Origin of the sequence: Undibacterium sp. RTI2.2, assembly GCF_035018705.1 — a bacterium.
Lineage (GTDB): Bacteria > Pseudomonadota > Gammaproteobacteria > Burkholderiales > Burkholderiaceae_D > Undibacterium.
The window spans coordinates 33,704-59,152 of sequence record NZ_JASJXN010000007.1 but is presented as its reverse complement, the minus strand read 5'-3'; the positions used below and the strand labels follow the sequence as shown (position 1 = coordinate 59,152).

The window sequence follows — 25,449 nt, the reverse complement described above, 5'->3', positions numbered from 1 at the left end:
TTAGGTTTCCTATTTCATGTCCAGATCTCACAAAGTCTTCCCTCCCGTCCGTTTACATCCCAACGCATTTCTTGCGCGTGCTGCGCTATTGGTATTGCTATACCTGAGTACCGGACATCTGGGCTTAGCTGTAACTTACCTCTCTCCTAATATCAGCTTGCTATGGTTGCCTGCGGGTGTCGCCGTGGCTGGGCTAATGCGCTACGGTAACCGCATGCTGGGCATGATTTATCTCGCCGCTTTTTTACAGGATTTATCGGCAGGATTATCGCCAGCAACCGCTGCTCTGGTTTCATTTGGCAACACCTTGGCGGCCTTTGTATGTTGCATGGTCTTGCGCCACAAAGAGGTACACCCGCAGTTTTTGCAACGTAAAGATGTAATCTGGTTCACCATTGCAGCGATGGTGGGTATGACGATGTCTGCCAGTATTGGCACCTTGGTACTTGGCTGGCACGGCTGGGTCGAAAATCTTCCCTTGACCTGGTCTACCTGGTGGGCAGGCGATCTGGTCGGGACTTTATTGATGGCACCACTGTTGCTGTCGCTGTCTGCCAGTTCAGTTAAAGACCTGATCAAGCGCCGGGAAGAAATCATCATTTTTCTGCTGATATTTAGTACGATTAACTGGTTTATCTTTATGGTGACCGAGCGCCAGATTGATCTGACGTTTATTGTAGTCGCCACCACAATCTGGTCTGCATTGCGATTTGGTGTGACAGGTGCGACCGCAATAGCCCTGGCCTCATCTGCGATTGCGGCTTTCGCTACGGCCAACGGTAGAGGGCCATTTACCGATCCGCAAACACAAAGTAATTTATTGATTTTGTGGGCCTACATGATCACGGTAACTATGGTGACCTTACTCATTACGGCCTTACAGGCAGAAAGTGTACAAGCCGCCCGCGAGGTACAAGACGCCTTACAGCGTATCAACAAAGTCGCATCCCGCTTACCCGGTTTAATCATGCAATACCGCATACGCGCGGATCGTAGCGTTAGCATCCCTTATGCCAGCGACGCTATTCTCGGGATATTTGAAGTGACACAAGAACAGGTGGTGAGCGATGCCATGGTCCTGTTCCAGAGAATTGATAGCCGCGACGTAGAAAATGGCACCATTAGTCTGCGAGAAGCAACCAGAACGATGTCACCCTGGCAAAATGAATTTCGGTTTCGCCGCACAGATAGCAAAGTACGCTGGCTGCTGATTGATGGATTGCCGGAGCGAGAAGCCGATGGCGCCATGCTTTGGCATTGTTTTGTGAGCGACATTACTGAGCGCAAACAGACCGAGAAAGATGTGCGCATTGCGGCGTTTACTTTTGAATCGCAAGAAGGTATTTTTGTCACTGACGCTGATTGGCAGATATTACGCGTCAATCATGCGTTTTCTAAAATTACAGGCTATGACAGTGATGAATTAATCGGTCAAAGAATTCAGCGTCACTATGACAAACAACAAGATAAAGCATTTTACGATGTGCTCATGGAGCACTTAAAAGAACATCAGTTCTGGCAAGGTGAGTTATGGAACCGTCGTAAAAATGGAGAATTTTATCCACAAATGATCACCGTGACTGCCATCACCGATAGTCGTAATGAGATCACAAATTACGTTGGATCGTTCACCGATATTAGCCGCCATAAAGGCTATGAAGCAGAAATCCGCAATCTGGCTTTTTACGATCCACTCACCCAATTACCGAACCGCCGCTTGCTGATGGACCGGCTGCAACATCTAATTAGCATTAGCAAACGCAATGAAAGTCACAGCGCGATTTTGTTCATCGATCTGGATAATTTTAAAACGCTGAATGACACCCGCGGCCACGATGCCGGGGATATTTTGTTGGTAGAAACTGCCCGCCGGTTACAAACTTGTATGCGTAAATGCGATACCGTGGCACGTCTTGGCGGTGATGAATTTGTGGTGGTGCTGGAAGAACTGAGCCATACACGCGATGAAGCAATCCAGCAAACCGATCGTATTGCAGAAAAAATCCGGCAAGTATTAAGTCAGCCTTACGCAATTATGGATTTTGAACATCACGGATCAAGCAGCATCGGTGCTTGTCTGTTCCAAGGAAATGACGTCACCGTCAAAGACTTATTCAAACGTGCCGATACCGCGATGTACGAGGCAAAAACTTCTGGGCGTAATGCCGTACGTTTCTTTGATCCAGCCATGCAAGCAATCCTAGTCGTGCGCATGATGCTGGAGTCTAATTTACGTCTGGCATTGGCGCAAAACCAGTTCCAGTTGTATTACCAGGTACAAGTCAATTCCGATGGCAAATTGATCGGTGCCGAAGCACTGCTCCGCTGGATACATCCTGACCGCGGCTTTATATCGCCAGCCGATTTTATTCCACTGGCAGAAGAAACCGGATTAATTATTCCGATTGGTCTTTGGGTGATGGAAACCGCCTGTGCCCAAATCAAACTATGGGAGGCACATGAAGATAGTCGCCACCTTAGCCTCGCCGTTAACGTCAGTGCTAAACAATTTAAACAGGCCGATTTCGTCGAGGCTTTTACCGAGATAGTCCATCGGCACGGGATCGATCCGACACGTTTAAAAATTGAACTGACCGAAAGCACGGTGCTGGATAATGTTGATGCCACGACCGAGAAAATGCATCAACTTAAAAAACTAGGTATTTCTTTTTCTATGGATGATTTTGGTACTGGCTATTCTTCACTCGCTTACTTGCAACGCCTGCCGCTCAATCAACTCAAAATCGATCAATCATTTGTACGTGATTTAAGCGACGACGAGAACGACGCAACCATCGTGCGTGCGATCATTTCGCTGGGTGTCAATCTTGGCTTAAACGTGATTGCAGAGGGGGTAGAAACCGACGCACAACGTAGCTTTTTGATACAGCATAATTGTCTCGCCTTCCAAGGTTATTTGTTCTCTAAACCCTTGCCGCTGGACGGATTTTTAAAATTGCTGGCGTTAGACAGTTCTAAAAATCCTACGTAAAAATAGGTTGAAGTATGACAGGATTTTAGTCCGAATACGAACGATAACAAGTTAGGGCGGTTTTTCGTAAGTACTAATTTATATCAAATTGAAAAATCAGAAATATAAGGATCAAATGTGGCTAGTCTGATGGCTTGGATCAAACAAATTTTTATCCGAACGACACCAACATCTGTTCGGACTCCGCTCAGCTCAACAGACACGTCTTACGGCAATAACGGACAAATAAATCTAACAGAGTCAGTGGAAAAATCGGCAGCGTCATTAATGCCAATAGACGACCTCACCGCTAACAATACCACCATCAGTAGCGACATCGATTGGCAGGCAGAATATCTGCTTTGGCTGTTAGAAGATTTGCTGGTTGACGCAGGTTTTAGCTCACCCACTGCTGCCTCCAATCTCAGTGCACTGCAATTACTGCAACAACTACAAGAATTAAGCCGGAGTAAATTTGCAGGCCAAGATTTAATTCCACGCGTGCCCGCGGTGCTGCCGCAACTCTTCAAAAGTTTGCGCGATGAAAACGCCTCAGGCAAGAGCCTTGCCGACATCATCGCAAAAGATGTGGTGCTCGTCGCCGAGGTACTGAATGAAGCGAATAGCTCTTTCTACGGCACCAGTAACAAAATCAATAATCTGGAAAGCGCACTGCTACTGCTAGGACAAAACGGCTTGCGGATGTTATTGGCAAAAGTCTCTTTCCGCCCCATCATACAATTACAATCGGGCAGCCTGAGCAAACTCTTGGCGCCCATTATCTGGGAACAATCCGAAGCCTGCGCCAACGCTGCCCGCCTATTCGCCATAGAGCAAGGCGAAGATCCCTTCCCCGCATTTTTAGCCGGCCTATTGCAAAGCGTCGGCATGATCGTCGCGTTGCGGATCGCCGACCGCACCGGCAAGCGGCAAAGGTTTCCAGACGATGCACGGTTCAGGGCAAGGTTAGTAAAAGATGCCCACCACCTCGCAGCGAGAATCGGAGAGCATTGGGGATTTCCGGCAAACGTCATTAGCGCCATTGATGAGCAACATAACCACAATGCCCAAAATACCAAAGACAAAATCAATAACAGCGACAAAACCCCACGCAGCGCGATGGGGCAAATTCTGCATCAAGCCAGCCAAGTCAGTCAGATTTGCCTGTTACAAAAAGCAGGGCAACTGGCAGAAGACGACGAAGCTCTAATGCTAACCCTGACCACCAGCAGCAAACGCTGCCTGCGTGCGATTAAAAAACGAAATATTGCGAATAACAATCCCACGGATTGAATGTTGATGCGTGGCTATCTGTTGTATATAAAAAGAAGTTCGCTCAACATAATGTAGCTTTTTTTAGTTCGAATGAAGCATTTAATGCGACGCTATATTCTCTATTATTTCAAGCGAGCCTCTGCAGTTCGATTGAGATTATTTAAATATGGCGAGAGTCTGCGGTGAATTACTGCAGAAAAGTTTTTTTGAATCATAGATAGTGAGTTCCATAGCAAGTGTATTAGGATAAAAAGTAAAAACCAAGTAAGCAGCAATTGATCGTACCCATATTGGGTGCTATCATACCCAATATGGGTACTTATTCAGATGCATTATTTTCTAAAACACAACAACGAGTCTTGGCGGTCTTATTTGGCCAGCCAGATCGCTCCTTTTATGCCAACGAAATCATTGCATTGGCCGACTCAGGGTCAGGTGCAGTACAGCGCGAATTAGCACGCCTCGGAGCCTCGGCATTAATCACCATGCAAAAAATAGGTAATCAAAAGCACTACCAGGCTAACCGAGAAGCCCCCATCTTTGAAGAGTTGCGCAGCATCGTCTTAAAAACCTTTGGTGTAGCCGATGTGCTGCGCACAGCTTTACAACCAGTATGGCCGCAAATAGAATTAGCATTCGTCTATGGATCAATCGCAAAGGGCAGCGAACATGCTGGCAGCGATATTGATTTGATGGTGATAGGTGATTTGTCGTCCAATACGCAACTGCTGACAGCCCTGCTACCCGCCCAGACCCAACTGGGACATGTAATTAATCCAACGCTATATACTCAAGCCGAATTCACCCAACGAGTTAGTGAAGGCAGATCATTTATCATGCGTGTACTAGAGCAGCCCAAAATTTTTGTGAAAGGAGCAGAGCATGACATCGCCCGACTCACCGCAGTTAGACAATCTAGCAAAAATAGGTAAGCTCAAGGCTGAACCACCAGATGCACGCGAATTGGCGGGTTTATAACGCCTACGTAAAACATGACTATACCCATGATATACATTTTGTCGAATCTCTTGACAAGTGGTAAGCTAATAGACCTCAATAAGCTGTTTGCAAAAATATTTCCAAATATTCCATTGGATGTTGGAAGGGAAGGTACATATGACAAGTGCAACACTTTCAAGAAAGAAGCCAGAACAATATCGCGCAGAGCCATCTTCGGCACAGATGCGTAAAGATGCTCTCGCCTTCGCTGCAAAATTGCGCAGTGACCCAGTAAAAGCAAAAGAATTCTTTCAGCGTGCGGGTATCTTGAATGCGAAAGGCCAGTTAACTGATCCTTATAAATGACGATTAAAACCACTGAAAAGTGGGCGCTGTATGACACGCAACCCGCGTTTGTTTTAGGGTTTCATGGTTGCGATCAGTCTGTTGGTGAGCGCATCCTTGCGGGAGAAGATCCACATCTTATTCCAAGCGAAAATGACTATGATTGGCTCGGTCATGGTATCTATTTTTGGGAGGCAAATCCGCAACGTGCGCTTGAGTTTGCTCACGATGCTGCAAAAAATGGCAAAGTAAGCAAAGGAAAAATCAACAATCCGTTTGTTCTAGGCGCAATTATCAATCTGGGCGCATGCTTGAATCTGACCAATAGTGCCTCTCTACACCAAGTGAAAGTCGCCTACGAGGTACTCGATATCCTCTGCACTCTTATCGACGACACCGTCATACCGAAAAATAGCGGCGATTTATTAAGAAGAAAATTGGATTGCGCAGTATTTGAAACACTACATCAGCAGCGTGAAGAAGGTAAATTACTCCCCTATAGGAGCGTGCGCGGCGTGTTTTGGGAGGGTGAGGACTTATATCCGGGTGCAGGATTTAAGGAGAAAAATCACCTCCAATTATGTGTTAGGGATACGTCCTGTATTCTGGGATACTTTAGACCGATAGAATTAAGTTAGATTTACTCTATTAATTTTTTGGTGCATAATTTGCAACATTATCAACTGCAATCACGTGCTGTATCCACCTGATCGTGGTTGATATGAAAAAATGTCACTAACTACATCATCGCCCTCGCAGTCAAATCTTGCACTACGTCCCGCATACTAGTCGCCACTGAATAATCCACACCTATGGCGGCAAAGTGCTTTTCGCCGCAGAAGATTTTGTCGTTTTCTTCCTGTCGGCGCTTGGCCGCATTCAAGGTGCTCTTGGTTTCACATACCAGATAGACGCGAGAATTTTTTTCAAACACGATCGCCCAATCCGGGTTGTATGGGCCGACTGGTGTATCAACTTTGAACCAGCTTGGCAGCTTCACAAAAAATTTCACACGCTCATCATCATCAAGTTCCCTCGCAAAGATTTTTTCTGTTTCAGACTGATATTCCACGTAGTCAAATAAGGCCTTGTCTTGATGCGTCACTTGGTACAGATTATCCAGATAGCGCTCTAGTTGCTGTTCTGCCGCGTCTTCCAGCTTATGCATTTCCCATTGCTGACCGGCGATTTTGATGTATTCAATTCCACGCAGCATCAGCGCGTGCAGTGTGTGGTTAAGCTGAGTTGCTACCTGGGTTATAAAAGTTTGCGGATTGATGCGAAACTCGTTTAAGCGTCCTGATCGTTGCAAAATCTCGGCCAGGGTTTGCCTTGTCAGATCGGTCTCGTTTTGTAAATACGCCAGAATATCCGGCAAACTGTGTGGCGCGTTGGCATAGGTGATCTCGGATTGCATGATGCCAGTGGTGGCTATGCCTGCTTGCGTCATCTGTAAACCTACCCGCTCCAGATGCATTTGCAAAGGTAAGATCTTGGGTAGTGCTTGTATCTTGATGACCGCAGTATTGATTAATTCTTCAGTCGAGAAATTCACACGGTAGCGCGTATGCTGGCTGATCTGCTCCCATAAGGCCTTAAAGGTCGGGTCTAATAACATACTCTTACGCAGTTTGACTGGCCCGCGCTTTCTGGCATTGCCGATGCGATTCTTAAAGACAAAACCCTGCATGAGATCGACTACCTGAGCGCGTAATGGCGCAAATTCTTCCGGCACATTTAGTTCAAAATGGGGATACGACGGGTCAAATTTTGCCTGTATCACACCATCGGCATCTAAATAGCCTTGCCGTTGTAAATGCTGATGCAAAGCTTTCGCATGTTCTGGCGTTTCAAGTAACTTGGCAAATGCCTCGACAGTAACGACACCGAATTTCATGTCCAGATCACGCTCGTATTCTTTCTGCAAATTCTCCGCAAAGCTCTCGTACGATTCTTGCGCGATCACCGTCAAACGGTTGATGCTGGCATCATGAATGCGGTCACCGTTTTGATCTACTGGCAAACGTAAGCCGCGCCCTATGGTTTGGCGACGCTCAGTTTCTGAACCGATTTCGCGCAATACGCAAATCTGAAATACATTCGGGTTATCCCAACCTTCGCGTAATGCCGTGTGCGAGAAAATAAAGCGCAGCGGTTGGCTAAGTTCCAGCAATTTTTCTTTGTCACGCATGATCAGGCTATAGGTATCTTCATCATCCTTGGTGCCACCGCTAGTATCTTTATAGCCGCCTTTTTTGTCTTTTGAAAAATAGCCGTTATGAACTTTATCTACCGGATCGCTCAATAAACCTCGATATTCTTCGCTTGCCGTCAGCTCGGTGTACGCTTCCTCAAACCAGCGTCCCAACTTACCCAGATTAGTGCTGCCATCCTCGTTATACACACGATAATTCGCTACCACATCGATGAAGAATAAGGACAATACCTTAATACCTTTGCCGCGTACTTCCCGTTCTTTCTTGAGATGCAGTTCTACCGTGGCGCGTACTTGCAGCTTGAGCAAATCATCATCCATGCCACCCAAAGCCTTGCCCAGTTTCAGGGTGACGCCGTTAGAGAAGCGTACATGCTCAATACCCACTTCAAAATTGATACTTTGAACGATGTAGCCGTTGCGGTATTCTTGCCGATTATTCGATTTCAGCCACAGGTCTTCACCTGCCTTTATCCATACTGTTTTTTGTTTTACCTTGATACCGTCGGCAGAGCTTTCGGCAACATTGATCTTGACTTGTGCGCGTAAGCTTTTCTTGTTATCAACGGCTAACAAAGCGACATACGCATCATTCAGATTGGCCTCACCACGCGCACTGGCGACCTCTATGCGTTTGACCAGACGCTGATCGTAGGCTGCAATCGGATCTAGTTTGTATAGCAAATTGTGGGGATTACGATGTGTGGCTGAATAGCGCAAGGTGCATAGCGGATGTAAGCGTTCTATGGCACGGCTAGACAGCGTCGCACCCGGCCGCGTATCGCCTTCTACGCTTTGTGGCTCGTCGATAATCACGATAGGACGAGTCGCCTGAATAAAGCTGATTGGCTTATGACCGGATAACATATCCGATTCACGATTGATTACGTTCAGTTTTTTCAATTGCTCGGTCGTCATAGCAGCAATATCTTCATCCTCTTTTACATCTTTTTGAAAGGATTGAATATTCATCACCATGATCTGTATCGTATTAGCAGTCGCAAACTGGCGCACCTTCGACAGATTTTTGGAGTCGTACAACACCGCATCAAACGATACCCCATACAGCGCAGTAAAATGCTCGCGCATCTGGTTGATACTGGCAATCGCGCCTTCACGGATAGGCACACTCGGCACCACAATGATGAACTTGCAAAAGCCATACAATTTATTCAGCTCAAATATCGACCGCAAATAGACATAGGTTTTACCCGTTCCGGTTTCCATCTCGATAGAAAAATGCCGTCCTCGCAAAGCCGCATCTTGTGTAAGCTGATTGGCGACCTGCGTTTTTCTCACATTGGCATGCAGCCATTGATTAATACGTGCCTCGCCTTCTGGCGTACCGTCCTCTAATACCAGACGGTTACCCAGACCCAATTCGGTATGCGCCATCCCCATCACGGTGCTTGATGACAGCGAAATAGATAAACCCGATTCAGCCAAAGGTTGACCTTCAAACACCTGAGTGACCGCATCAATCGCAGTTTTTTGATACGCCAACGCGGCGTCGAAATGGAATTTCATTACACCACCTTCAAGCTCATGCTGCTCTGGCGATTACGGTTATGCGCCCGCACGGTTTGCATTGCATTTGCCTTCAACTGATCTTGTCCACTGAATCCCGCATCCAGACAAAGTATCAGCCCGGGGTCAAGCGCTACCATCGCTTCAATCACCTCCAACGAAAGCGCATGCTCAAGACAAATCAACAATGCACCTTCGGCGGCACGAAACACTTGCTTACCCGCTAGCGTCAAGCTGCTTAAAGGCGTAGTCAGAGGGAAGCCAGTCTTCAGCAATAGCTCGTACAAAATATCTTCCGACGTCCGTCCAGGCAGCACATGCTCGGCAAAGAGTTTTAGCGTAGCTCCTACGTCCGTTACTTGGTCAGCGCGGCCATCCCATACTTTGAAATTACTCGAAGTCAGCCGCATGGCCTTGAAGCCTAGATCGGGTGCGGTCTTGTCGCTTGCATCATTCAATAAATCCGGTACAGCTTTTGCGGCTTTTAGCTTGGCGCTGACGCGACGCACCCGTTCGCGCGTGATGTCGGCGATGGTCGGGTAGGCTGGATTGTCTGTGGGTTCCGGGAGTTGGACTAGGATGAATTTTCGGTTACCGTTGTCTGTTTGGTTCAAATCCAAGACCGCTTGTGCGGTCGTACCTGAACCACCAAAAAAGTCCAGACACACATCATTATTTTTACAATTAGAAATACGAATTAACCCTTGAAGCAATTCTTTAGGCTTTGGGTTACTGAACACATTTTTTTCTCCAAATAATTCAGTCATGTCGTCATTTGCGGCCTGATTATGTCCAAAATCTTCATGCGTCCACCAATTAGTTGCTGATTGCCCTTCAGCTTCACGTTCGTGTTTGAAGTATTTTTTTCGAGGCAAGCCTTCTCCGCCTCTTGACCAAATTATTCGTTTATCAGCTAGCAAACTTAGAAAAGTCTTCTCTTCCCCCATCCATTCTTCGATCAAAACTTTTCCAGAAGGATTAACAATTGAATATTTTGACCCACTTTGATCTGAACCTACTTTCCAAGCTTTACTCGCCCAATCACCTCTGACGTCATTATCTGGGTTGGAAAATTCACCCGTTAAAGCAATTTTCCCGACTCCTGACTCTTTGAATTTTTCTTTATTTTTTGAAAACGCCAAAATATGTTCTGCTACCAATCCGATCATCTTATTTGGATCATTCGGTTGATTATGTCTTCGTCTCCAATGTATGTGTCCTTCAAAATTTTCTTCGCCAAATACTTCATTCATTAACAAGCGAAGATGATGCACTTCGATATCATCAATACTCACAAAAATGACGCCATCTTCTCGTAACAGATTCTTTGCCAAAAATAGTCTTGGAAACATTAAATCCAACCACTGACTATGATAGCGACCACTTTTTTCTGTGTCTGAGAAGAGCTTCTTACCATTAACATCAACCTGTTTTGATTTTTCAAAATATTCTGGTAAACCTTCGTGAAAATTATCGGCATAGATAAAATCATTAGTAGTGTTATAAGGCGGATCGATATAAATCATTTTGACTTTACCGTAATAACTCTTTTGCAGCAGTTTTAACACTTCCAGATTGTCGCCTTCGATAATCAGGTTTTCAGTGCTGTCAAAATCCACCGATTGCTCGCGCATCGGTAGTAAGGTGCCGACCGAGGCTTGTTGTATCAGTTTGGAACAGGCCGCCTTGCCCGGCCAGTTCAGACCAAACCTCTCTTTGCCAGGATCAACCCATTCACCCAAGGCGCGTTGCAACGCTTCAAAATCGATTTTGTCTTCACGGAAAACCTCAGGAAAATTCTTGCGCAGTAATGCTTTACGGTCTTCGGCTATGTCTAGCGAAGTCAGAGGTAGATGTTCTGGAGTTGTCATGGTGATTGAATGTTAGTTGGCGCTTTGCTCCCTTCTCCCGCAAGCGGGAGAAGGGCTGGGGATGAGGGAGCTTGAATCGCCCTTGGTTACATTGGCGTGACGGTGCGTGGATGTTAAAAAATTGGCGCTTGTGGCAATTGGATTGTTATTTATATTCCACCCGCCCTCACCCCCAGCCCCTCTCCCGCTTGCGGGCGAGGGGAGTTGGGCGGTTTGCTGTATTGGTCGGTTTATTGCCAGCGAAGCGTAAATAGTGTTTCGGTTTGCCTGTACTGCGCCATACGCTACCGCAATGATCGCGTAGCGCTTAGATACGATCGCCAATTTTCGATCGATTATTTCGACCAAAACATTGCCCTTGCCGCAGGCAGGTTCCAAAAATCTAGAATCAATGCGCTCGGTTTCTGATTTGACGAGATCGAGCATGGCGTTGACTTCGCGTGAACTGGTATAAACCTCGCCGTGGTCGGCGACACGCTGTTTGGAGACGACTTGCCTATTTAATTCGGTCTGTAATACATCTCTATCCTGTGTCTCGCTCAGATTTGACGAGGGAATACGTTGTCGGCCTTCGGTATTTTTTAAAATTTCTGCTGCCTTTTGGTAACCAATAGTGACGGTTTTAAATGGTTGCTTACGCAGGCTATTAGACATTTTTATCGGGACATTAATTTACGTAACCAATAGTTTAGTTTATAACGTAACTTTAATGTTAGTTACGTAACTAAAATCTACAACCAGTAACGTAACTGGATGGATAACAAAAAAGAAAAATTTGCTGGTAGATTAGCCGAAGCTATGAGGGCGCAAGGCTACAATGCAGAGCCTGCTGTACTAGAGAGAGAATTTAATTTACGCCATTATGGTCAACCAATGACGCTACACGGGGTACGTAAGTGGCTGATTGGCGCATCAATTCCACCTTACGAAAAGATTATTACGCTGGCGACATGGTTAAACGTACCGCCAGATGATTTAACTTTTGGATTGGAAGTAAAGCAAAAAATCAAACAAAAAAATGCCAACTGGAAGGAGGCTATTTCGTACAACGAACGAGAAACCTTCGAGGCATTTCTTAATTTGCCAGCACCTCAGCGCAAAATCGTGCGTGAAGTTATCCTTGCCTTTGCTGCGGCTTACCCAGTATCGAGCTGATACCGCAACCGCCGCTTTCTCTTTTTAAATTTTATTTGTCTTGTTTGTCTTCTATCGTAGACAAATCAATCCGCCCATCCTTCATCGGCGGGCACCAGAAATAACTGCCTGTGACTGGTTGGCTGAATTTGAAGATCGCGTCGGCGATGCCGTCTTCTGCTCCGGACATGCGGCGCAATTGTGCGGCGAATGGGTAAAACGTGCTGCCGAAGGAGACAAAATATAAACCTGCTTTGCCTTGTTCTGCCCATGGCATGGAACGGCGCAGCGAGAATGCTTCGGGGTCGAAATCTTCTTGTGCTGTGCGTTTGACGTGAGCAGATTCCGGTGCATCTTCCAGCTCTTCGTTATCGCTTCTGCGACGGCCAACGGCGTTGTCTTGGTCTTGGCTGGACATGGCGTCAAATTGATCGAAATAGTGTAACCATTGCTGGACGGCGACCATGCTGCTGCCGTCGAAGCCTGCGCCTTGTCCTTGTACGATGGCGGCGCTGAATGCGGCTTGGTCTTTCGGGTTTTCGGTGCCGTCTTCATAGCCGGTGAGATCGCGATCCGTATCGTACTTAAAGCCATCAATTGCCTGTTGCAAATCGAAGGCGGGATTTAATGCGAGTCGCACGCGGCGAGTCTGGTGCGCCAGTTCGCCACGCTCGGTTTCTCGCAACCAGCACCATACGGCGGCGGGTGTCGCAGGCAAGCCGACACGGCTGCCTTCAATGCCGACAAATTCATATAGCCCGTCGATCGTCTTGCCTAAAGCGGTGACTAGGGACGCGCCTAAACCTAGCACGACACGCTCACCATCGACTAGCGAAGACAATGCAATGAGCGCGCTGCGGATAGCTGCGATATCGGCTGCGGGTTTGATCGTAAAGCTGAGATACGTCGCGTGCGGAGTGATGTGTTGCAGGATACCGTTTTGCATTTGAGTGACCGAAAGATTTGAATTGGATAATGAAGACGGCAAAGAAGAATTTTAATCAGGATTGACTGAGCTTGCTAACAGTTTTGCGTCAGTAGAAATACTCAATTTTGCAGGCGTGGCGGACGTACATAGTAGATATCCCATTCCGTCTCGTGACTAAGCACAAACCCATGTTTCAGATAAAACAAGCTAGCGTCGCTTTGACGTAAAGCACCTACATATAAGCTCAACCCACGCTGATCTGTTTCGCTAAAAATTTGTTGTAATACCTGGCTGCCAATACCTTGGCCGTGATGAAGAGGATCAAGATATAAATGGTCTAGCATCAACCCGGCATCATAGGGTTTGACCGCCACAAAACCGATGCGCTGATCGCCATCAATCACAATATGGCGTGTTAGCGCAGGGTCATAACTGGCACGTAATCGCTCACGCGCACGTTGCGGGTCAAACCTGCCTATGCGCTCCAGACTGGCTTGCATAGCGCGGATACGCAGTGCTAACAGAGCCTCAAAATCGGCTTCTGTTGCGGGGATCAGCTCTATTGTTTGCATCGTTAGCGGACTGACATTGCGTGTTACTTATTACTCACTTTTTGTAATTACTTTGCTTACTCTTCTGGCCAGGCAGCCATCACGACTTCTTCAATATCGTCAGGATTATTAACTTTTTTTAATACGCTTTGCCATTCTTTAGGAGAAGGCTTGGCACGGGTAGTGAATTTGGGCATTTCATTAGCGCGTTTAAAATCAAACATTTTGGGGGTGTCGATATTCATCTTGATACCAAATACGACCAAACCCCGATCAACAGAAAACGGACCGATTTTTTTGACCGCTTCAATAATTTCATTCTCATAAAATTCATGTAGAGCAGGTTCCATATCCAGCCAGGTCGCTACCTTGCCATCGGAGCGCACGGCGATCACTAGATAACCGCTGGTGGAGGGGATCGATGCTTTTTTTAAGGCTTTCCAAATCTGCGACTGCACTTTGTTAGAGAAGCGAGCTATCTCGTCGGGTTTGATTTGTTTGGACTTCAATACGTCTTCAGACTGGAAGAAATACAGGCTGTCAAAGCGCGTTTCTGCCGCCTGACCTGGGCTGGCCAGCACCGACAATAACAGCAAGAAAATTGATAGCAGTAGTTTCATGTTTGAGCCAATCAATACGCTACATCAGTTGGTTACAAAAACGCCGGCAGCACGATTTTTTTGTACATTATTCCAGTTAAACACCTGACCATTCATGGCAACGTAGACACCTGCTGGCAATAGCTGTGCTACACCGCAGGCAAAGCCGAGATTAAATAAGGCGTCTGAATTGGCGATTTCGTAAGGGATCATCGCACCAGTAAAAACGATGGCTTTATCCAAATTGGCTGCGCCCAATACCTCAGCGGTTTCGCGCATGGTGTCTGTGCCGTGGATGATCACAATCGCATGCTCCTGTGCTTGCTGACACGAGGCCAAAATCCGCTGACGATCCGCGTCCACCATATCGAGTGAGTCCATTAAGTGATCCGCTTCCAAAGCTACAGGCACAGTGATGCGCGCGCGCTTGAGAACATCGGGTAAATGGCTGTCTGCAAAACTTAACTTACCCGCCAGTTCATCATAATGTTTATCGAAAGTGCCGCCGGTGCCAATGATGCGTAATGTCATAATGGTTTTGTCATGAGAAGGTTGATCTGGTGGGTATATTGTAGCGCTGAAGTTTACTCGCAGCGAAATTGGATTAGACTTCTCACTACTTTTGTACTAACTTTGTTGATTAGTCCGGCGGCGGCAACGTCGCTGGTACCTTTAAAACAGACCTCTAAAACAAACCTCTAACACAGACACATATCAGCATGAAACCGATCGCTCCCGGCACCGTCATTTTCCATCGTCATCGCGGCTATGGCGTGCTGACGTCCGTTAATTTACTCACGGGTTGGGTGGCAGCACGGTTTGGCGATGAATCGCGTACGCTGGATTTAAATTTATCTACTGATGATGTGCAACATGCCGATGGCGAAGCGATTTTATTCCGCCGCCAGCCGCCAGAACGCATGCCACATGCGCGCCTGATGGCGATGGTGCGTGACTTACATCAGGCTGGCTACCAAAAATTGTATTTGTACAGCTGGCCGAAACCCTCTGGCCTGCATTGGCGCTGGCAATTATTCACAGGACCGCGGCAATGGATGCAAAGACCGTGGCGCGAGGGCTGGTATGGCTCTGGCGCGGATTACAACTTCAATCCGGTCATGGGGTGGGGCGATGCTCCGGGCGCGAGCACGACAGAATTAATCGACGCTTTCGCCCGGTTTGACCCCGCCGGACTAGCGCAAGCCTTGGGCCGCGACGAAGACCATACGAACTGGTTTGCCCAAATCTGTGAAGTCTTACTCCCTGACTATGCGTACAGTCTGGGAGCCGATACGGCCGACAATCCGCTACCACTGTACCTGCCAACCATGCCGGTACGTCAACGTTTGCCAGAACGCGCCGACCTGCGACTCAGTTACCCACCGGGCTGGGAACAAACCTGGAGCGCCGACAGCTTAAGCCGCCGCCATCAAATGCACGCCGTGGTGCGACATGACGTGATTCCAAGCAGCTTTAACTTATCGCTAACGCCTTAGCAAAAATCACATACTCCCCTTTTAAATATGTAAATATGGTCTATTGCCCAGAATTTTATTGGGCAGTTAAAATGTACCTATAATGAGTATAATTTTCACCCAAGAAAACCGAGCGATAAAAATACGCGGAGAACCTACTCTAGCCTGAGTATTCTTTATCAATACGGCGTCCGAGACCCTGTTCAAGCACGCTACATAAAATTAAGACTTAGGCAAAACTACCCGGCTGCGGGCTCCCTTTGCTGTCACAATTTTGCATAAGTTCTAAAACCATCTTGTTACATCATATACAAGGTTCTCATGTCTTTTTTCGCTGTTAATGCGTTTTCGAAATGTAACATAAGCAACTGATTAAACCTGAGCGGGCTAACAAAATTGCAGCGCTTTTTTGCCACCTTTTTTGTCCGCCTCCGCGCACTTAATTCAGACGAATTGTTACCTCTATATTCACATTCTCCAGAGGTAAAAAATGAAAAAAATGGTCGCTTTTCTATTACTCGTTTCACTCGGTTTGGTCGGCAATGCAAACGCTCAAGGTGGTACACATTTAACCATCCGCAATGAACTTGGCGGTGATCGTTTATGTATGGATGCTAGTATGGATCATAGTATAGGCGATGGGGCGCCGGTGTATGTGTATCGCTGCCATGGTCGTGAAAACCAACGCTGGACAGTGACCCAAAGTATGTACGGTCAAAGTACGATCGTAGGTGTCGATGGTTTTTGCCTAGACGTACGTGGCGCGTCACGCCAGCCAGGTACGCCAGTTGAGCTTTATCAATGCCATTTTGGTAGTAACCAAAAATTTGTAGTGCAGCAAGATGGTCATATTAAAGAAGTAGAAAGCGGTAAGTGTCTGGCATCTTTGGGAACCAGAGACCGGTCACCGATCGTCCTGGATTTCTGTCAAAACTCGCCAAACCAGATCTGGCTGTTTGAAAAATAACACTATAGTAAGTGCATCACTCATTACGCCTTAGCGCAATCTTAACGAAGCTTTAATGCGATTTGATCAGTAACGCCGATTCTGCTGACTTTGACAGATCCAGCGGAATCGGCAATCATCCTTGCCTGTTATTACCGACATGAGCTTCGGTAAATAAACCGTAACCAGGCGCAACCAACATGTATTCCACCCGCAGCAAAATCACTATCGCCACGGCATGGCTGTTGTTTTCTTTGCTGATGGTCTGGGTTGCCGTACAGGACTTCCAGCGCGACGGTGGCAGACTAATCTGGCAGCCGATCTTGTGGGAAAGTTCGTCCGCAATCACTGGTCTGTTTATCTTGCTAATACAACGGCGCCTGACAAAACCGTATGACTACTTGCTCGCAACGCCGTGGCGCTGGTTTGCGCTGCAAATGATGTGCTTGCCAATACAATGGATTTGTTTTGTTTCGATTACATTCGGCATACGACATGGCGTATATGCACTCATGGGTATGCATTACTATCACCGTGACTGGCCAGAATTGTTTTTATACGAATCGAGCAAGCTATCCATATTTTTGAGTATGTTTATGGTGATTTTGTTTGGCCTGCTGTCTTACTTTGAGCTGGTCAAACAAAAACTTCATGCTGAACAATCGAATGCCTTGTTACGGCAGGCGCAGTTGCAAAGAATGACGCAGCAGATGCAGCCGCATTTTTTATTTAATGCACTCAACACGATTTCTTCCCTGATGCATACCGATGTCGACAAAGCCGATGCCACGTTAATTCAGCTAGCAGATGTTCTGCGTGCCACCTTAGAAGTCAGCGAACAGCATGAAGCGCCACTCAGCACCGAGTTGCGCCTAGTGCGCGGTTATGCCAGCGTCATGGCAGAGCGCTATGCTGATCGAGTGACATTGGACTGGCAAATCGATCCCGACACTTTGACCTGCACCATGCCAGTCATGAGCCTGCAACCGCTGCTGGAAAACATCTTTAAGCATACGGTCGAACAGTGCCGTCAAACCACGCATATCCAGATCAGCGCGAAACGTGAGAAGAGACAGTCAGGTGAAGCAGACGGCAACGGCAAGTCCGATATCTTGTTACTGCGCCTGAGCGATGATCAGGGCAAACTTCAGATCAAAAACGCCGATGCCGGCAGCCATTCAGGCATCGGTCTGCGCAACATCCGCGAACGCCTTGCTCTGCAATACCGCGACGACACCGCCAGCCTAACGCTCACTCAACTGAGTCCCGCTGGCGTTCTGGCAGAAATGCGTTTGCCTTGGAGAACCGCATGCGCGTCCTGATCGTCGATGATGAACGCCCTGCACGCGATAAGTTGCGCCGCCTGTTGTCGCAAGAACCGGATATTAGCGCGACGGAAGAAGCGCGGGATGCAATTGAGGCTTTACAGACAATAGCTGAGTTCAAACCGGATGTCGCCTTCTTCGATATCCAGATGCCAGAAGTCAGCGGACTGGAGCTGGCGGCCTCATTGCCCCACCATCTTGATGGTCCTGCACCGCTGATCGTCTTCGTCACTGCCTACGATCACTATGCGATTCAGGCGTTTGACGCCAATGCGATTGACTATTTGCTGAAGCCGTTTGATCAGAGCCGTTTGCAACGCGCGCTGGAGCGAGTGCGGGCTAGATTCAAAGACCGCAGCCAGACGCCAACCTTGCCAGCGATGGTGCCAGTGGCTGGCACTGGTCATGCGGTTCAGCAGCTGTTAATTACCGAGCGTGGCGTCACCCGCATCGTCCGTGTTGAACATATCGAATGGATAGAAACTGCCGATAATTACGTCGTACTGCATACCGCCAGTGAGCATCCCCTGATGCGCCAGACCTTGAGCGGATTAGTGGATCAGCTTGGCGCGCAATTCATCCGTTGCCATCGCCGCGCGGCAGTGCAGTTGAGTTGGATAGACAGCATCGTTACTCTGGAGAAGGGCGACTGCGAACTGTTGCTGCGAGGCGGCGCACGAGTGCCGTGCAGCCGCCAATATCGAGCGGAAGTGATGGAAAAATTACAGACAATTCCGACTCGCCCCGGCTAAATCCCATCTCGCCACATTCCGCTGGCCTCTGCTTGTACATCGATTTAACCTGAAATTGTTCAACCCAGATTTTCCATTTGACAGCGATAAGTGTGCCTTTGGCGAACTGACTGGCTAGACGCGACGACGACGCAAGCTGCATCTTGCTAGGAGGAGCAACAACGCTAGGCAGTTCGCCAAAGGTGCAATTGTCACAGTAACGTTCCCACTCAAATCGCGGTGGTGCTATCCCTCTGAAGACCGCACGCCGTCTGCGTTTTTTGCGAAGTGGTAGCGGTCTAATGGAAAATCTGGGTTCAATCTAAACAACTTCAGAGATCGCTGCCATGAACCCACACGCTGCCAATGCTAATGTTAGCTCCCGCCTGTTTTTTTTGGATTGGGTACGTATTTTCGCCTTCATGCTCTTGATCGTGTATCACACCGGCATGTATTACGTGACCTGGGGTTTTCATATTAAAAGTCCCTTTGCCAGTGACGCGATTGAACCGCTGATGATGCTGTCATCGCCATGGCGGCTGAGTTTGCTGTTTATGATTTCAGGTGTCGCCTCGGCATTTATGTTGAAAAAACTCAGTGCGACGCAATTCATGCGTCAGCGCAGCAGCCGTCTGCTGATACCGCTGCTATTTGGCATGCTGGTGATCGTGCCACCACAATCATATTTTGAGGTGGTCGAAAAAGTCGCCTATCAAGGCAGCTATTTCGACTTTATGCAGCTGTATTTGAAAGCCTACCACGGCTTTTGCGACAAAGACGGTTGCCTGCGTTTGCCGACCTGGAATCACCTTTGGTTTGTCAGTTATCTCTGGGTTTACAGCGTCGTACTTGGTTGTCTGATACTCGCCTTTGGCAAACGCTTTAACGCGATCTCTGACTGGCTGGCGAATTTGCTGACGGGCTGGAAGATCATCGCTCTGCCTGTGGCTATTTTTGCGATCGAACGTATCTGCCTGTTCAGCCGTTTTCCCCAAACCCATGCACTGGTGGATGACTGGTATAACCACGCCAACTATTTCGTCCTGTTTTTATTGGGCGCGCTGTTAGCAACGCAAGCGAACTTCTGGGCAAGGCTGAATCCGCAACGCTGGCTCAATCTGGGCATCGCCATCACATGCTGGGGTTCGTTGATTGTGTATTACGCCATGGGTGAAACAGTGATACCAGCGTCGCAGGTTGAATTTTGGCGTCACTTGCAACGTGTGGTGTATGCCTTGTGCCAATGGAGCGCCATCCTTGCCGTCTGCGGTTTTGCCCATCGCCACCTGCAATTTGACAGCAGCCAGCGACGTTATCTGACACAAGCGGTGTTCCCTGTGTATATCGTCCACCAAACACTGATCATCGTCATGGCTCACTATTTCAAACCAGCTAAACTCACACCAGCGGTCGAAGGTCCTATTTTGATTTTACTTACCTTGACGGTCAGCTTTGGGATTTTTGAAATAGTTCGTCGAGTAGCGGTATTGCGACCCTTGTTTGGGATAGCCGCAGAAATAAAAACCGGCAACGCTAAGGAAGAACCGCAAGCGACCTCAACCGAGAAAATCGGTCCTGGCAACATCACCCAGCAAGTGAATACTCAGGCGGCTATTTAAGCAAGATTTACAGCAAATAAATGGGGAGTATAGGAAAAAAATAATCATATTCCCCATATTTTAATTGGTTTTTTAAATATACCACTAACGAGTATAATTTTCTACATTGCACATCAGGCAAACACTCGGCGTGATTTTAGCTATATTTCTAGCGATACTTCTGGCTACACTTCTGACCGTATTTCTAACTGCCGCCACTGCATTTTTATTCTGGCTGCCGCACCCGCAAAAAACTAGCAAACTTTGGCAAACCCGTTGAGGTTACATCGCGGTAACGGTAAGTCACCGTGCTGCCCACCGCTGGCGGATTGCGCCTTTGCTCATCACTAAAACCCGTGCCTAGCCGGAAACGCACGCCCTCCGGTGTTTGCAGTACCAGCGCACCGAGCATGCCCTGATATTTGCCCTTTCCTGGTTCGTGGCTGACGACGACGGCTTCGGCATCTAACTGCGGTTTTAGTTTGAGCAATACGTCTGATCGTCCGGTCTGCCATGGCGCATCGGCGCGATGGAGCATCAAGCCCTCGCCGCCATCACGTACCACTTGATTGAGTTTTTGTTGCAATGCTGCCTTATCAGCGACCCGCACTTGTGGCAGCACCTGCAACCAGGCAACGCCCACCTGCGCTACGCTGGCTTGCAGGCTAGCGTAACGTTGAGCAAAATCACCCTCACCGTTTGGCAACTCATACAGCTGATAGCTGATTTTCTGCCACTCGGCGTCAACCGGCTCTTGACGCCGCACCGCGGCAGATAGCCGGTCAAAACTATGCCGCTCCATCCACAATTCGCCATCAACTGCATGCTTGGGTAAAGCCGCGATAAACCAGGCAGGTGCGTGGATAGCTTTGCCACTGCGAAAACGTAACTGCTTACCGTCCCACAAGGCGCGTACACCATCGAGTTTTTCGCTCACCAGATACAGTGCGGGATCAAATTTATCTGAAAAATTTTGCGCCAGTAAAATGTCCATCCTAGCGGCACCAGAATCGGTACTAGCGGTCATATGATCTGCAGCCGACGTCTGCGCAAACGGCTGCAAAACACCACTGAGCAGTAACAGCGCCATTACCCGGCGTAAGGGTGGTAATTGGGATGGATTCATATTAGCCTAGGGTGAGATTGATAGAGATCGGCTGATGTTTAGTCAATACAGACATAAGCCTAGGTTATTATAAAGTTAATTTTTTATCCAGCATTTGTCACTACTGTGTTTAATTAATGCGGGACACTACCAACTCCCAAAAGTTTTTTGAAAGAAATATAATGCAATCCCTGTTCAGATTGATCGCCAAATCATCAATTCGAAGCTTCATTCTTCAGTTTAGCGCTGCGCTACTGATCGGTTTTATGCTGCGTTTTGTAGTCAATTTAACGCCTGTCTGGTGGCTGGTATGGATTGCGCCAGTACCTTTGTTGGTCATCGCTTTGCTCTCCAATAAGCGGGATACTTTCTGGATAAGTACCGTAGCCATTTTGTTTGGTCTAAGCAGTAACCTGCACTACTACCAGTTGGTTATGCCAGCGCCAATTGCTCTGCTGGTGATATTGGCACAAAGCTGGCTTTGGGTATTCGTCATCATGACCACGCGGCGTCTTGTGCTGCGTTACCAATCATGGTGGACGGTGCTGGTCTATCCCGTGGTGTGGTCTGCCGTAGATACCTTAATGGCGCATTTTTTACCCGATGGTAATTGGGGCAGTCTTGCTTATTCGCAGGCAGAATTTTTACCAATACTGCAAGTGACTTCCTTGTTTGGTGTGGCAGGCTTATTGTTTTTGCTGGCATTATTTCCATCCGCCATTGCGCTTGCTTTTGTGTATGGCAGGCGTTTGCACCATGCGCCTTGGGCATATGGGTTAACGACCTTGCTCTTGATCACCACTTTTACATATGGCGAATTCCGCTTGCAAGCTCCGTCCGGCACGCAGCAAGTTGTGTTTGGATTGGTCAGTATTGACGATGCCATCGGCCTGCAAGCAAGTGCGACCTATGCCGCCCACATTTGGCAACAATACGACCAGCATGTCGCAACGCTGGCAGCACAGGGCGCGACGATTATCGTTTTACCAGAGAAAATCGCGATGCTGACGCCCGCCAATGCAGAACAATTAAAACGCCATTTAAGTTCGCTCGCTAAAGAACACCACGTCTGGATAACAGCAGGCAGTGCGATTGACAACGGATCAACACGTAGCAATCTGGCCTGGATGTTTTCACCATTAGGCATACTCACTAATAGCTACCAAAAACATCACATGGCACCACCAGAACGTGATTACGCCACCGGAGTCGACTATGAGACGAAGGTGATCGACGCTACGTTATACGGCCTCGCTATTTGCAAAGACATGCATTTTGCAAGTCTGGGTCGCGCCTATGCGGAGAGAAACGTTGGCGTAATGTTAGTACCCGCCTGGGACTTTTACTTTGACCAATGGATCGCGTCCAGAATGACGCTCACCCGCGGGGTAGAAAGTGGCTACGTCGTTGTGCGCTCTGCACGCGACGGCTTGATAACAGTAAGTGATGCCTATGGTCGGGTGCTTGCAGAAAAACCTAGTAGCGGCATGCCGGGACAAACACTGTTCGTCAAAACAAACATAGCTGCGCGCTTAACTACTTTATATTCGACTATCGGTGATCTGTTTGGCTGGCTCTGTGTGCTTTGTGCCGTGGTTGCAGGTACCGTATTAATCTGGGATCGCCAATCAGGCAGCAAAAAATCAAACTAGCATATTTAGTTGATTTGCCGGATGATGCCGTTTAGCAAAAACTAAATGGCGTTTTCTGCACCAGTTCTCTTCTATGCAGGACTTACGCAGATTTATCTGGGCAAGACGCAAGGGGAAAGGTTTTACCTAAGTCTTACTATGAATTTTTGTTATCTTTTTTAAACCGAGAATTTCCATTACGATTTGAGCTGATGGCGGAGGCAGTTTTGATGCGAGTTTGTTATAAATAAGACGCTCATAACGAGCCATGAGCAACGAAGAGCGTCAAAAATGACCGAAAATGCGCCGTCAGCACTCAAGTAGCAACTCTTGTGCACATAATGGAAAATCTCGGTTAACCTAAATACAAACTACCTCAATGACAAATATCCCCGACTTTCCAGAACATGCCTGGGTTTCCTTAGAAACACCGCAAGATGTGGAGGCATGGATGGATTTGCAAAATCGTGAATTACAAGAAGCCATAGGAACAATTTCTACCTATTCCACAAGTAGCGGTCAGGGTATTGCCTTACGTTTGGCTTTGGGCGGCGATGTGTTTATTCACACTAACTCAGACGGAGATGTTTTATTGGACGTGACGCCAGAAGCTGATTGGGTCATTCCGGTGATCAGCGCGGTGACACAGATCAGCACTCCACGGGGGCAAGTCTGGATTTTGCCAGCACATGTACTGACGCAACTGATACTGGGCTTGAATAGTTTGATTGCCTCAAGCTGGCTGGTGCTGGGGCATAAGTTCAGAATGAAATAGCCATTGGTCTGAGCTAAGTAAAAAATAAAGGGTGTAGTTTTTATGACTGCACCCTTTTGACTTTTTGCTGCGTTGTTACTGCATTACTAATCTAGTGTTAGCGCACTACGCCATCTTTATCAACCTTAACAATACGTGAATTGCTACTGTCGCTGCTGCCGTTAGCGGCGTTTTGCTTCACATTCACCTCTGCCACACCGGTACCGCTGGCGCTGATCTTGGCGCGTTCTACTAACAAACTGCTGGCGTTTAAATCACCGCTGCCATGCAATTTGGCGCTGAGCAATTTGCCTTGACCAGATAGTTCTACGCTACCGGTGCCGTCCATGACAATTTCAATCTGCTGTGTTTTTATGTCGCTAGCCTCCAGATCGCCAGAACCGAGTAAGTCTATTTTTAATGTATCCGAAACGCTGTTTGATCGCATATTGCCTGTACCATGACCAGTGAATTGCGCTTTGTCGGATCGTAAATTACTAGCGTCAAAATCACCCGAGCCGTTGACCACAACATCCAGATCGGTGGTTGTGCCATCTAAGGTCAAGCTACCACTGCCGCCCATACGGACTTTGGTACCAGCGGCTTTTAATCCACGAACTTCCATATCGCCAGAGCCATTAATTTCGGCCGAGAACTGCTTGATATCGCCAGTAATAGAAACATCGCCCGATCCCCGGATCGTGGCATTAACCGCAGCCACCTTCAGGTCGTTCGCGTCCAGATCACCGGAACCATTGGTCTGTGACTGCAATTCTTCTGTGACGGTACCTAGTTTTAAGTTGCCAGAACCATTGATCTGGGCATGTGCTTTAGCGACCTGTAATTGACTTACGTCCATATCACCGCTGCCATTAATATTGGCTTGCAGCTCGCCGACAGTACCGTTGGCACGTACATCGCCAGAACCATTAATCGCCAATTCTAATTTGTCGCCTTTAAATCGATCTAGAACCAGATCACCGCTACCGTTGACTTTAATGCGGTTAAGTTTGCTCGCGGCGACCTTAACGGTCAACTGAGTCGGCGTAAAGTTGGTCGATAAATGAATAATCGTTTTACTCTTTGAGCGTATATATAAAGTATTGCCAGTGACGACGGTTTCAACTTCCTTAACGAGTTTTTCGTTACCGACGATCTCTAAGGCTGGCCCGCCCTCTGCGGTGACGACAACATCATAAGGACCTGTCATATCGATTTCAGTAAATTCAGCGACATCGCGCTTTTCCTGAATGACCGGCCCATTGTTAGCAGCGTTGGTGTTGTCACTAAATTCCACATTGCAGCCACCCAGAGCGAGTAGCAAAATTAAACTTGTGCGCTTTAACATGATGTCTCTTTGGTAGAAAGATGGAAAGATGCCAGCATACGGCAGCTATTTGATAAAAGAAAACTTCTTGAGACAGAATGCGTATGGGCAGGGATAAAATGCCAATCAAGCAGACCTGTGGAAACTCGGTTGATATTATTACCCGGCCAAGCGCCTTCTTCAACAGCAGACTAAACACCGG

At 47.7% G+C, this 25,449-nt stretch carries 22 protein-coding genes; 13 read left to right on the top strand and 9 right to left on the bottom strand.

Annotation, left to right across the window (positions count from 1 at the left end):
* Positions 1-16: 16 nt before the first annotated feature.
* From QN395_RS05705 to QN395_RS05685, 5 genes are all read left to right on the top strand, one after another.
* Complete coding sequence (locus QN395_RS05705) at positions 17-2,992, top strand: EAL domain-containing protein (protein ID WP_323491743.1); 2,976 nt, start codon at positions 17-19, stop codon at positions 2,990-2,992.
* Positions 2,993-3,121: 129 nt separating this feature from the next.
* Positions 3,122-4,264, top strand: a complete 1,143-nt coding sequence (locus tag QN395_RS05700) for an HDOD domain-containing protein (RefSeq protein ID WP_323493098.1) — start codon at positions 3,122-3,124, stop codon at positions 4,262-4,264.
* Positions 4,265-4,557: 293 nt separating this feature from the next.
* Positions 4,558-5,178: a nucleotidyltransferase domain-containing protein gene (locus tag QN395_RS05695; protein WP_323491745.1), complete on the top strand. Its 621-nt coding sequence runs from the start codon at positions 4,558-4,560 to the stop codon at positions 5,176-5,178.
* A 184-nt stretch (positions 5,179-5,362) separates the two neighbouring features.
* Positions 5,363-5,551 carry a hypothetical protein gene (locus tag QN395_RS05690; RefSeq protein ID WP_323491746.1) on the top strand — a complete coding sequence of 63 codons (189 nt, stop codon included), beginning with the start codon at positions 5,363-5,365 and terminating at the stop codon, positions 5,549-5,551.
* Positions 5,548-6,168: a hypothetical protein gene (locus QN395_RS05685; protein ID WP_323491747.1), complete on the top strand. Its 621-nt coding sequence runs from the start codon at positions 5,548-5,550 to the stop codon at positions 6,166-6,168. Before QN395_RS05690 ends, QN395_RS05685 begins: the two co-directional genes overlap by 4 nt.
* Positions 6,169-6,269: 101 nt before the next feature.
* Here the strand turns inward: QN395_RS05685 and QN395_RS05680 are convergent, their stop codons facing one another.
* The 3 genes from QN395_RS05680 to QN395_RS05670 are packed head-to-tail and all read right to left on the bottom strand — an operon-like array spanning position 6,270 to position 11,797.
* Positions 6,270-9,272: a DEAD/DEAH box helicase family protein gene (locus QN395_RS05680; RefSeq protein WP_323491748.1), complete on the bottom strand. Its 3,003-nt coding sequence runs from the start codon at positions 9,270-9,272 to the stop codon at positions 6,270-6,272.
* Positions 9,272-11,143, bottom strand: a complete 1,872-nt coding sequence (locus QN395_RS05675) for a site-specific DNA-methyltransferase (RefSeq protein WP_323491749.1) — start codon at positions 11,141-11,143, stop codon at positions 9,272-9,274. Before QN395_RS05675 ends, QN395_RS05680 begins: the two co-directional genes overlap by 1 nt.
* Before the next feature lie 12 nt (positions 11,144-11,155).
* Entirely contained in the window at positions 11,156-11,797 is a 642-nt protein-coding gene (locus tag QN395_RS05670; protein ID WP_323491750.1) for a hypothetical protein, read from the bottom strand.
* 99 nt (positions 11,798-11,896) lie between these two features.
* On the opposite strand from QN395_RS05670, the gene QN395_RS05665 reads away from it, so the two are divergent.
* Positions 11,897-12,298 carry an XRE family transcriptional regulator gene (locus QN395_RS05665; RefSeq protein WP_323491751.1) on the top strand — a complete coding sequence of 134 codons (402 nt, stop codon included), beginning with the start codon at positions 11,897-11,899 and terminating at the stop codon, positions 12,296-12,298.
* A gap of 31 nt (positions 12,299-12,329) precedes the next feature.
* Here QN395_RS05665 and QN395_RS05660 read toward each other — a convergent pair whose 3' ends face one another.
* The 4 genes from QN395_RS05660 to QN395_RS05645 all read right to left on the bottom strand — a co-directional run bounded on the left by QN395_RS05660 (position 12,330) and on the right by QN395_RS05645 (position 14,886).
* A complete protein-coding gene (locus QN395_RS05660) occupies positions 12,330-13,223 on the bottom strand; it encodes a Dyp-type peroxidase (protein WP_323491752.1) in 894 nt (297 codons plus the stop codon).
* A 101-nt stretch (positions 13,224-13,324) separates the two neighbouring features.
* Positions 13,325-13,777 (bottom strand): GNAT family N-acetyltransferase, encoded by a 453-nt coding sequence (locus tag QN395_RS05655; protein ID WP_323491753.1) that lies wholly within the window; start codon positions 13,775-13,777, stop codon positions 13,325-13,327.
* A gap of 56 nt (positions 13,778-13,833) precedes the next feature.
* A complete protein-coding gene (locus QN395_RS05650; RefSeq protein WP_323491754.1) occupies positions 13,834-14,376 on the bottom strand; it encodes a hypothetical protein in 543 nt (180 codons plus the stop codon).
* A 24-nt stretch (positions 14,377-14,400) separates the two neighbouring features.
* Positions 14,401-14,886, bottom strand: a complete 486-nt coding sequence (locus tag QN395_RS05645; RefSeq protein WP_323491755.1) for an asparaginase domain-containing protein — start codon at positions 14,884-14,886, stop codon at positions 14,401-14,403.
* A gap of 188 nt (positions 14,887-15,074) precedes the next feature.
* Here QN395_RS05645 and QN395_RS05640 point away from each other — a divergent pair, with 188 nt between their 5' ends.
* The 5 genes from QN395_RS05640 (at position 15,075) to QN395_RS05620 (ending at position 20,451) form a co-directional block, all read left to right on the top strand.
* Positions 15,075-15,851: an L-asparaginase gene (locus QN395_RS05640; RefSeq protein ID WP_323491756.1), complete on the top strand. Its 777-nt coding sequence runs from the start codon at positions 15,075-15,077 to the stop codon at positions 15,849-15,851.
* 469 nt (positions 15,852-16,320) lie between these two features.
* Positions 16,321-16,797: an RICIN domain-containing protein gene (locus QN395_RS05635; protein ID WP_322120714.1), complete on the top strand. Its 477-nt coding sequence runs from the start codon at positions 16,321-16,323 to the stop codon at positions 16,795-16,797.
* 179 nt (positions 16,798-16,976) lie between these two features.
* Entirely contained in the window at positions 16,977-18,098 is a 1,122-nt protein-coding gene (locus QN395_RS05630) for a sensor histidine kinase (RefSeq protein WP_322120713.1), read from the top strand.
* The gene (locus QN395_RS05625) at positions 18,086-18,853 is read left to right on the top strand and encodes a LytR/AlgR family response regulator transcription factor (RefSeq protein ID WP_322120712.1); all 768 of its coding nucleotides are present in this window, start codon (positions 18,086-18,088) and stop codon (positions 18,851-18,853) included. The genes QN395_RS05630 and QN395_RS05625 overlap by 13 nt, the downstream gene beginning before the upstream one ends.
* Before the next feature lie 326 nt (positions 18,854-19,179).
* The gene (locus QN395_RS05620; protein ID WP_322120711.1) at positions 19,180-20,451 is read left to right on the top strand and encodes an acyltransferase family protein; all 1,272 of its coding nucleotides are present in this window, start codon (positions 19,180-19,182) and stop codon (positions 20,449-20,451) included.
* 205 nt (positions 20,452-20,656) lie between these two features.
* Here QN395_RS05620 and QN395_RS05615 read toward each other — a convergent pair whose 3' ends face one another.
* A complete protein-coding gene (locus QN395_RS05615; RefSeq protein ID WP_323491757.1) occupies positions 20,657-21,556 on the bottom strand; it encodes a DNA ligase in 900 nt (299 codons plus the stop codon).
* 161 nt (positions 21,557-21,717) lie between these two features.
* Between QN395_RS05615 and QN395_RS05610 the strand changes: the two genes are divergently transcribed.
* Entirely contained in the window at positions 21,718-23,187 is a 1,470-nt protein-coding gene (locus tag QN395_RS05610) for a nitrilase-related carbon-nitrogen hydrolase (RefSeq protein ID WP_323491758.1), read from the top strand.
* Positions 23,188-23,545: 358 nt separating this feature from the next.
* A complete protein-coding gene (locus QN395_RS05605) occupies positions 23,546-23,941 on the top strand; it encodes a hypothetical protein (protein ID WP_322120708.1) in 396 nt (131 codons plus the stop codon).
* 97 nt (positions 23,942-24,038) lie between these two features.
* Here the strand turns inward: QN395_RS05605 and QN395_RS05600 are convergent, their stop codons facing one another.
* Complete coding sequence (locus QN395_RS05600; RefSeq protein WP_322120707.1) at positions 24,039-25,268, bottom strand: GIN domain-containing protein; 1,230 nt, start codon at positions 25,266-25,268, stop codon at positions 24,039-24,041.
* Positions 25,269-25,449 lie beyond the last annotated feature (181 nt).

Excerpts from the sequence above, each read along its gene's own strand:
- QN395_RS05610 (WP_323491758.1), top strand. The coding sequence starts at position 21,718 with ATGCAATCCCTGTTCAGATTGATCGCCAAATCATCAATTCGAAGCTTC.
- QN395_RS05660 (WP_323491752.1), bottom strand. The coding sequence starts at position 13,223 with ATGCAAAACGGTATCCTGCAACACATCACTCCGCACGCGACGTATCTC.
- QN395_RS05695 (WP_323491745.1), top strand. The coding sequence starts at position 4,558 with ATGGGTACTTATTCAGATGCATTATTTTCTAAAACACAACAACGAGTC.
- QN395_RS05705 (WP_323491743.1), top strand. The coding sequence starts at position 17 with ATGTCCAGATCTCACAAAGTCTTCCCTCCCGTCCGTTTACATCCCAAC.
- QN395_RS05620 (WP_322120711.1), top strand. The coding sequence starts at position 19,180 with ATGAACCCACACGCTGCCAATGCTAATGTTAGCTCCCGCCTGTTTTTT.
- QN395_RS05685 (WP_323491747.1), top strand. The coding sequence starts at position 5,548 with ATGACGATTAAAACCACTGAAAAGTGGGCGCTGTATGACACGCAACCC.
- QN395_RS05700 (WP_323493098.1), top strand. The coding sequence starts at position 3,122 with ATGGCTTGGATCAAACAAATTTTTATCCGAACGACACCAACATCTGTT.
- QN395_RS05630 (WP_322120713.1), top strand. The coding sequence starts at position 16,977 with ATGTATTCCACCCGCAGCAAAATCACTATCGCCACGGCATGGCTGTTG.
- QN395_RS05640 (WP_323491756.1), top strand. The coding sequence starts at position 15,075 with ATGAAACCGATCGCTCCCGGCACCGTCATTTTCCATCGTCATCGCGGC.
- QN395_RS05625 (WP_322120712.1), top strand. The coding sequence starts at position 18,086 with ATGCGCGTCCTGATCGTCGATGATGAACGCCCTGCACGCGATAAGTTG.
- QN395_RS05670 (WP_323491750.1), bottom strand. The coding sequence starts at position 11,797 with ATGTCTAATAGCCTGCGTAAGCAACCATTTAAAACCGTCACTATTGGT.
- QN395_RS05655 (WP_323491753.1), bottom strand. The coding sequence starts at position 13,777 with ATGCAAACAATAGAGCTGATCCCCGCAACAGAAGCCGATTTTGAGGCT.
- QN395_RS05605 (WP_322120708.1), top strand. The coding sequence starts at position 23,546 with ATGACAAATATCCCCGACTTTCCAGAACATGCCTGGGTTTCCTTAGAA.
- QN395_RS05645 (WP_323491755.1), bottom strand. The coding sequence starts at position 14,886 with ATGACATTACGCATCATTGGCACCGGCGGCACTTTCGATAAACATTAT.
- QN395_RS05650 (WP_323491754.1), bottom strand. The coding sequence starts at position 14,376 with ATGAAACTACTGCTATCAATTTTCTTGCTGTTATTGTCGGTGCTGGCC.
- QN395_RS05665 (WP_323491751.1), top strand. The coding sequence starts at position 11,897 with ATGGATAACAAAAAAGAAAAATTTGCTGGTAGATTAGCCGAAGCTATG.
- QN395_RS05680 (WP_323491748.1), bottom strand. The coding sequence starts at position 9,272 with ATGAAATTCCATTTCGACGCCGCGTTGGCGTATCAAAAAACTGCGATT.
- QN395_RS05690 (WP_323491746.1), top strand. The coding sequence starts at position 5,363 with ATGACAAGTGCAACACTTTCAAGAAAGAAGCCAGAACAATATCGCGCA.
- QN395_RS05635 (WP_322120714.1), top strand. The coding sequence starts at position 16,321 with ATGAAAAAAATGGTCGCTTTTCTATTACTCGTTTCACTCGGTTTGGTC.
- QN395_RS05600 (WP_322120707.1), bottom strand. The coding sequence starts at position 25,268 with ATGTTAAAGCGCACAAGTTTAATTTTGCTACTCGCTCTGGGTGGCTGC.
- QN395_RS05615 (WP_323491757.1), bottom strand. The coding sequence starts at position 21,556 with ATGAATCCATCCCAATTACCACCCTTACGCCGGGTAATGGCGCTGTTA.
- QN395_RS05675 (WP_323491749.1), bottom strand. The coding sequence starts at position 11,143 with ATGACAACTCCAGAACATCTACCTCTGACTTCGCTAGACATAGCCGAA.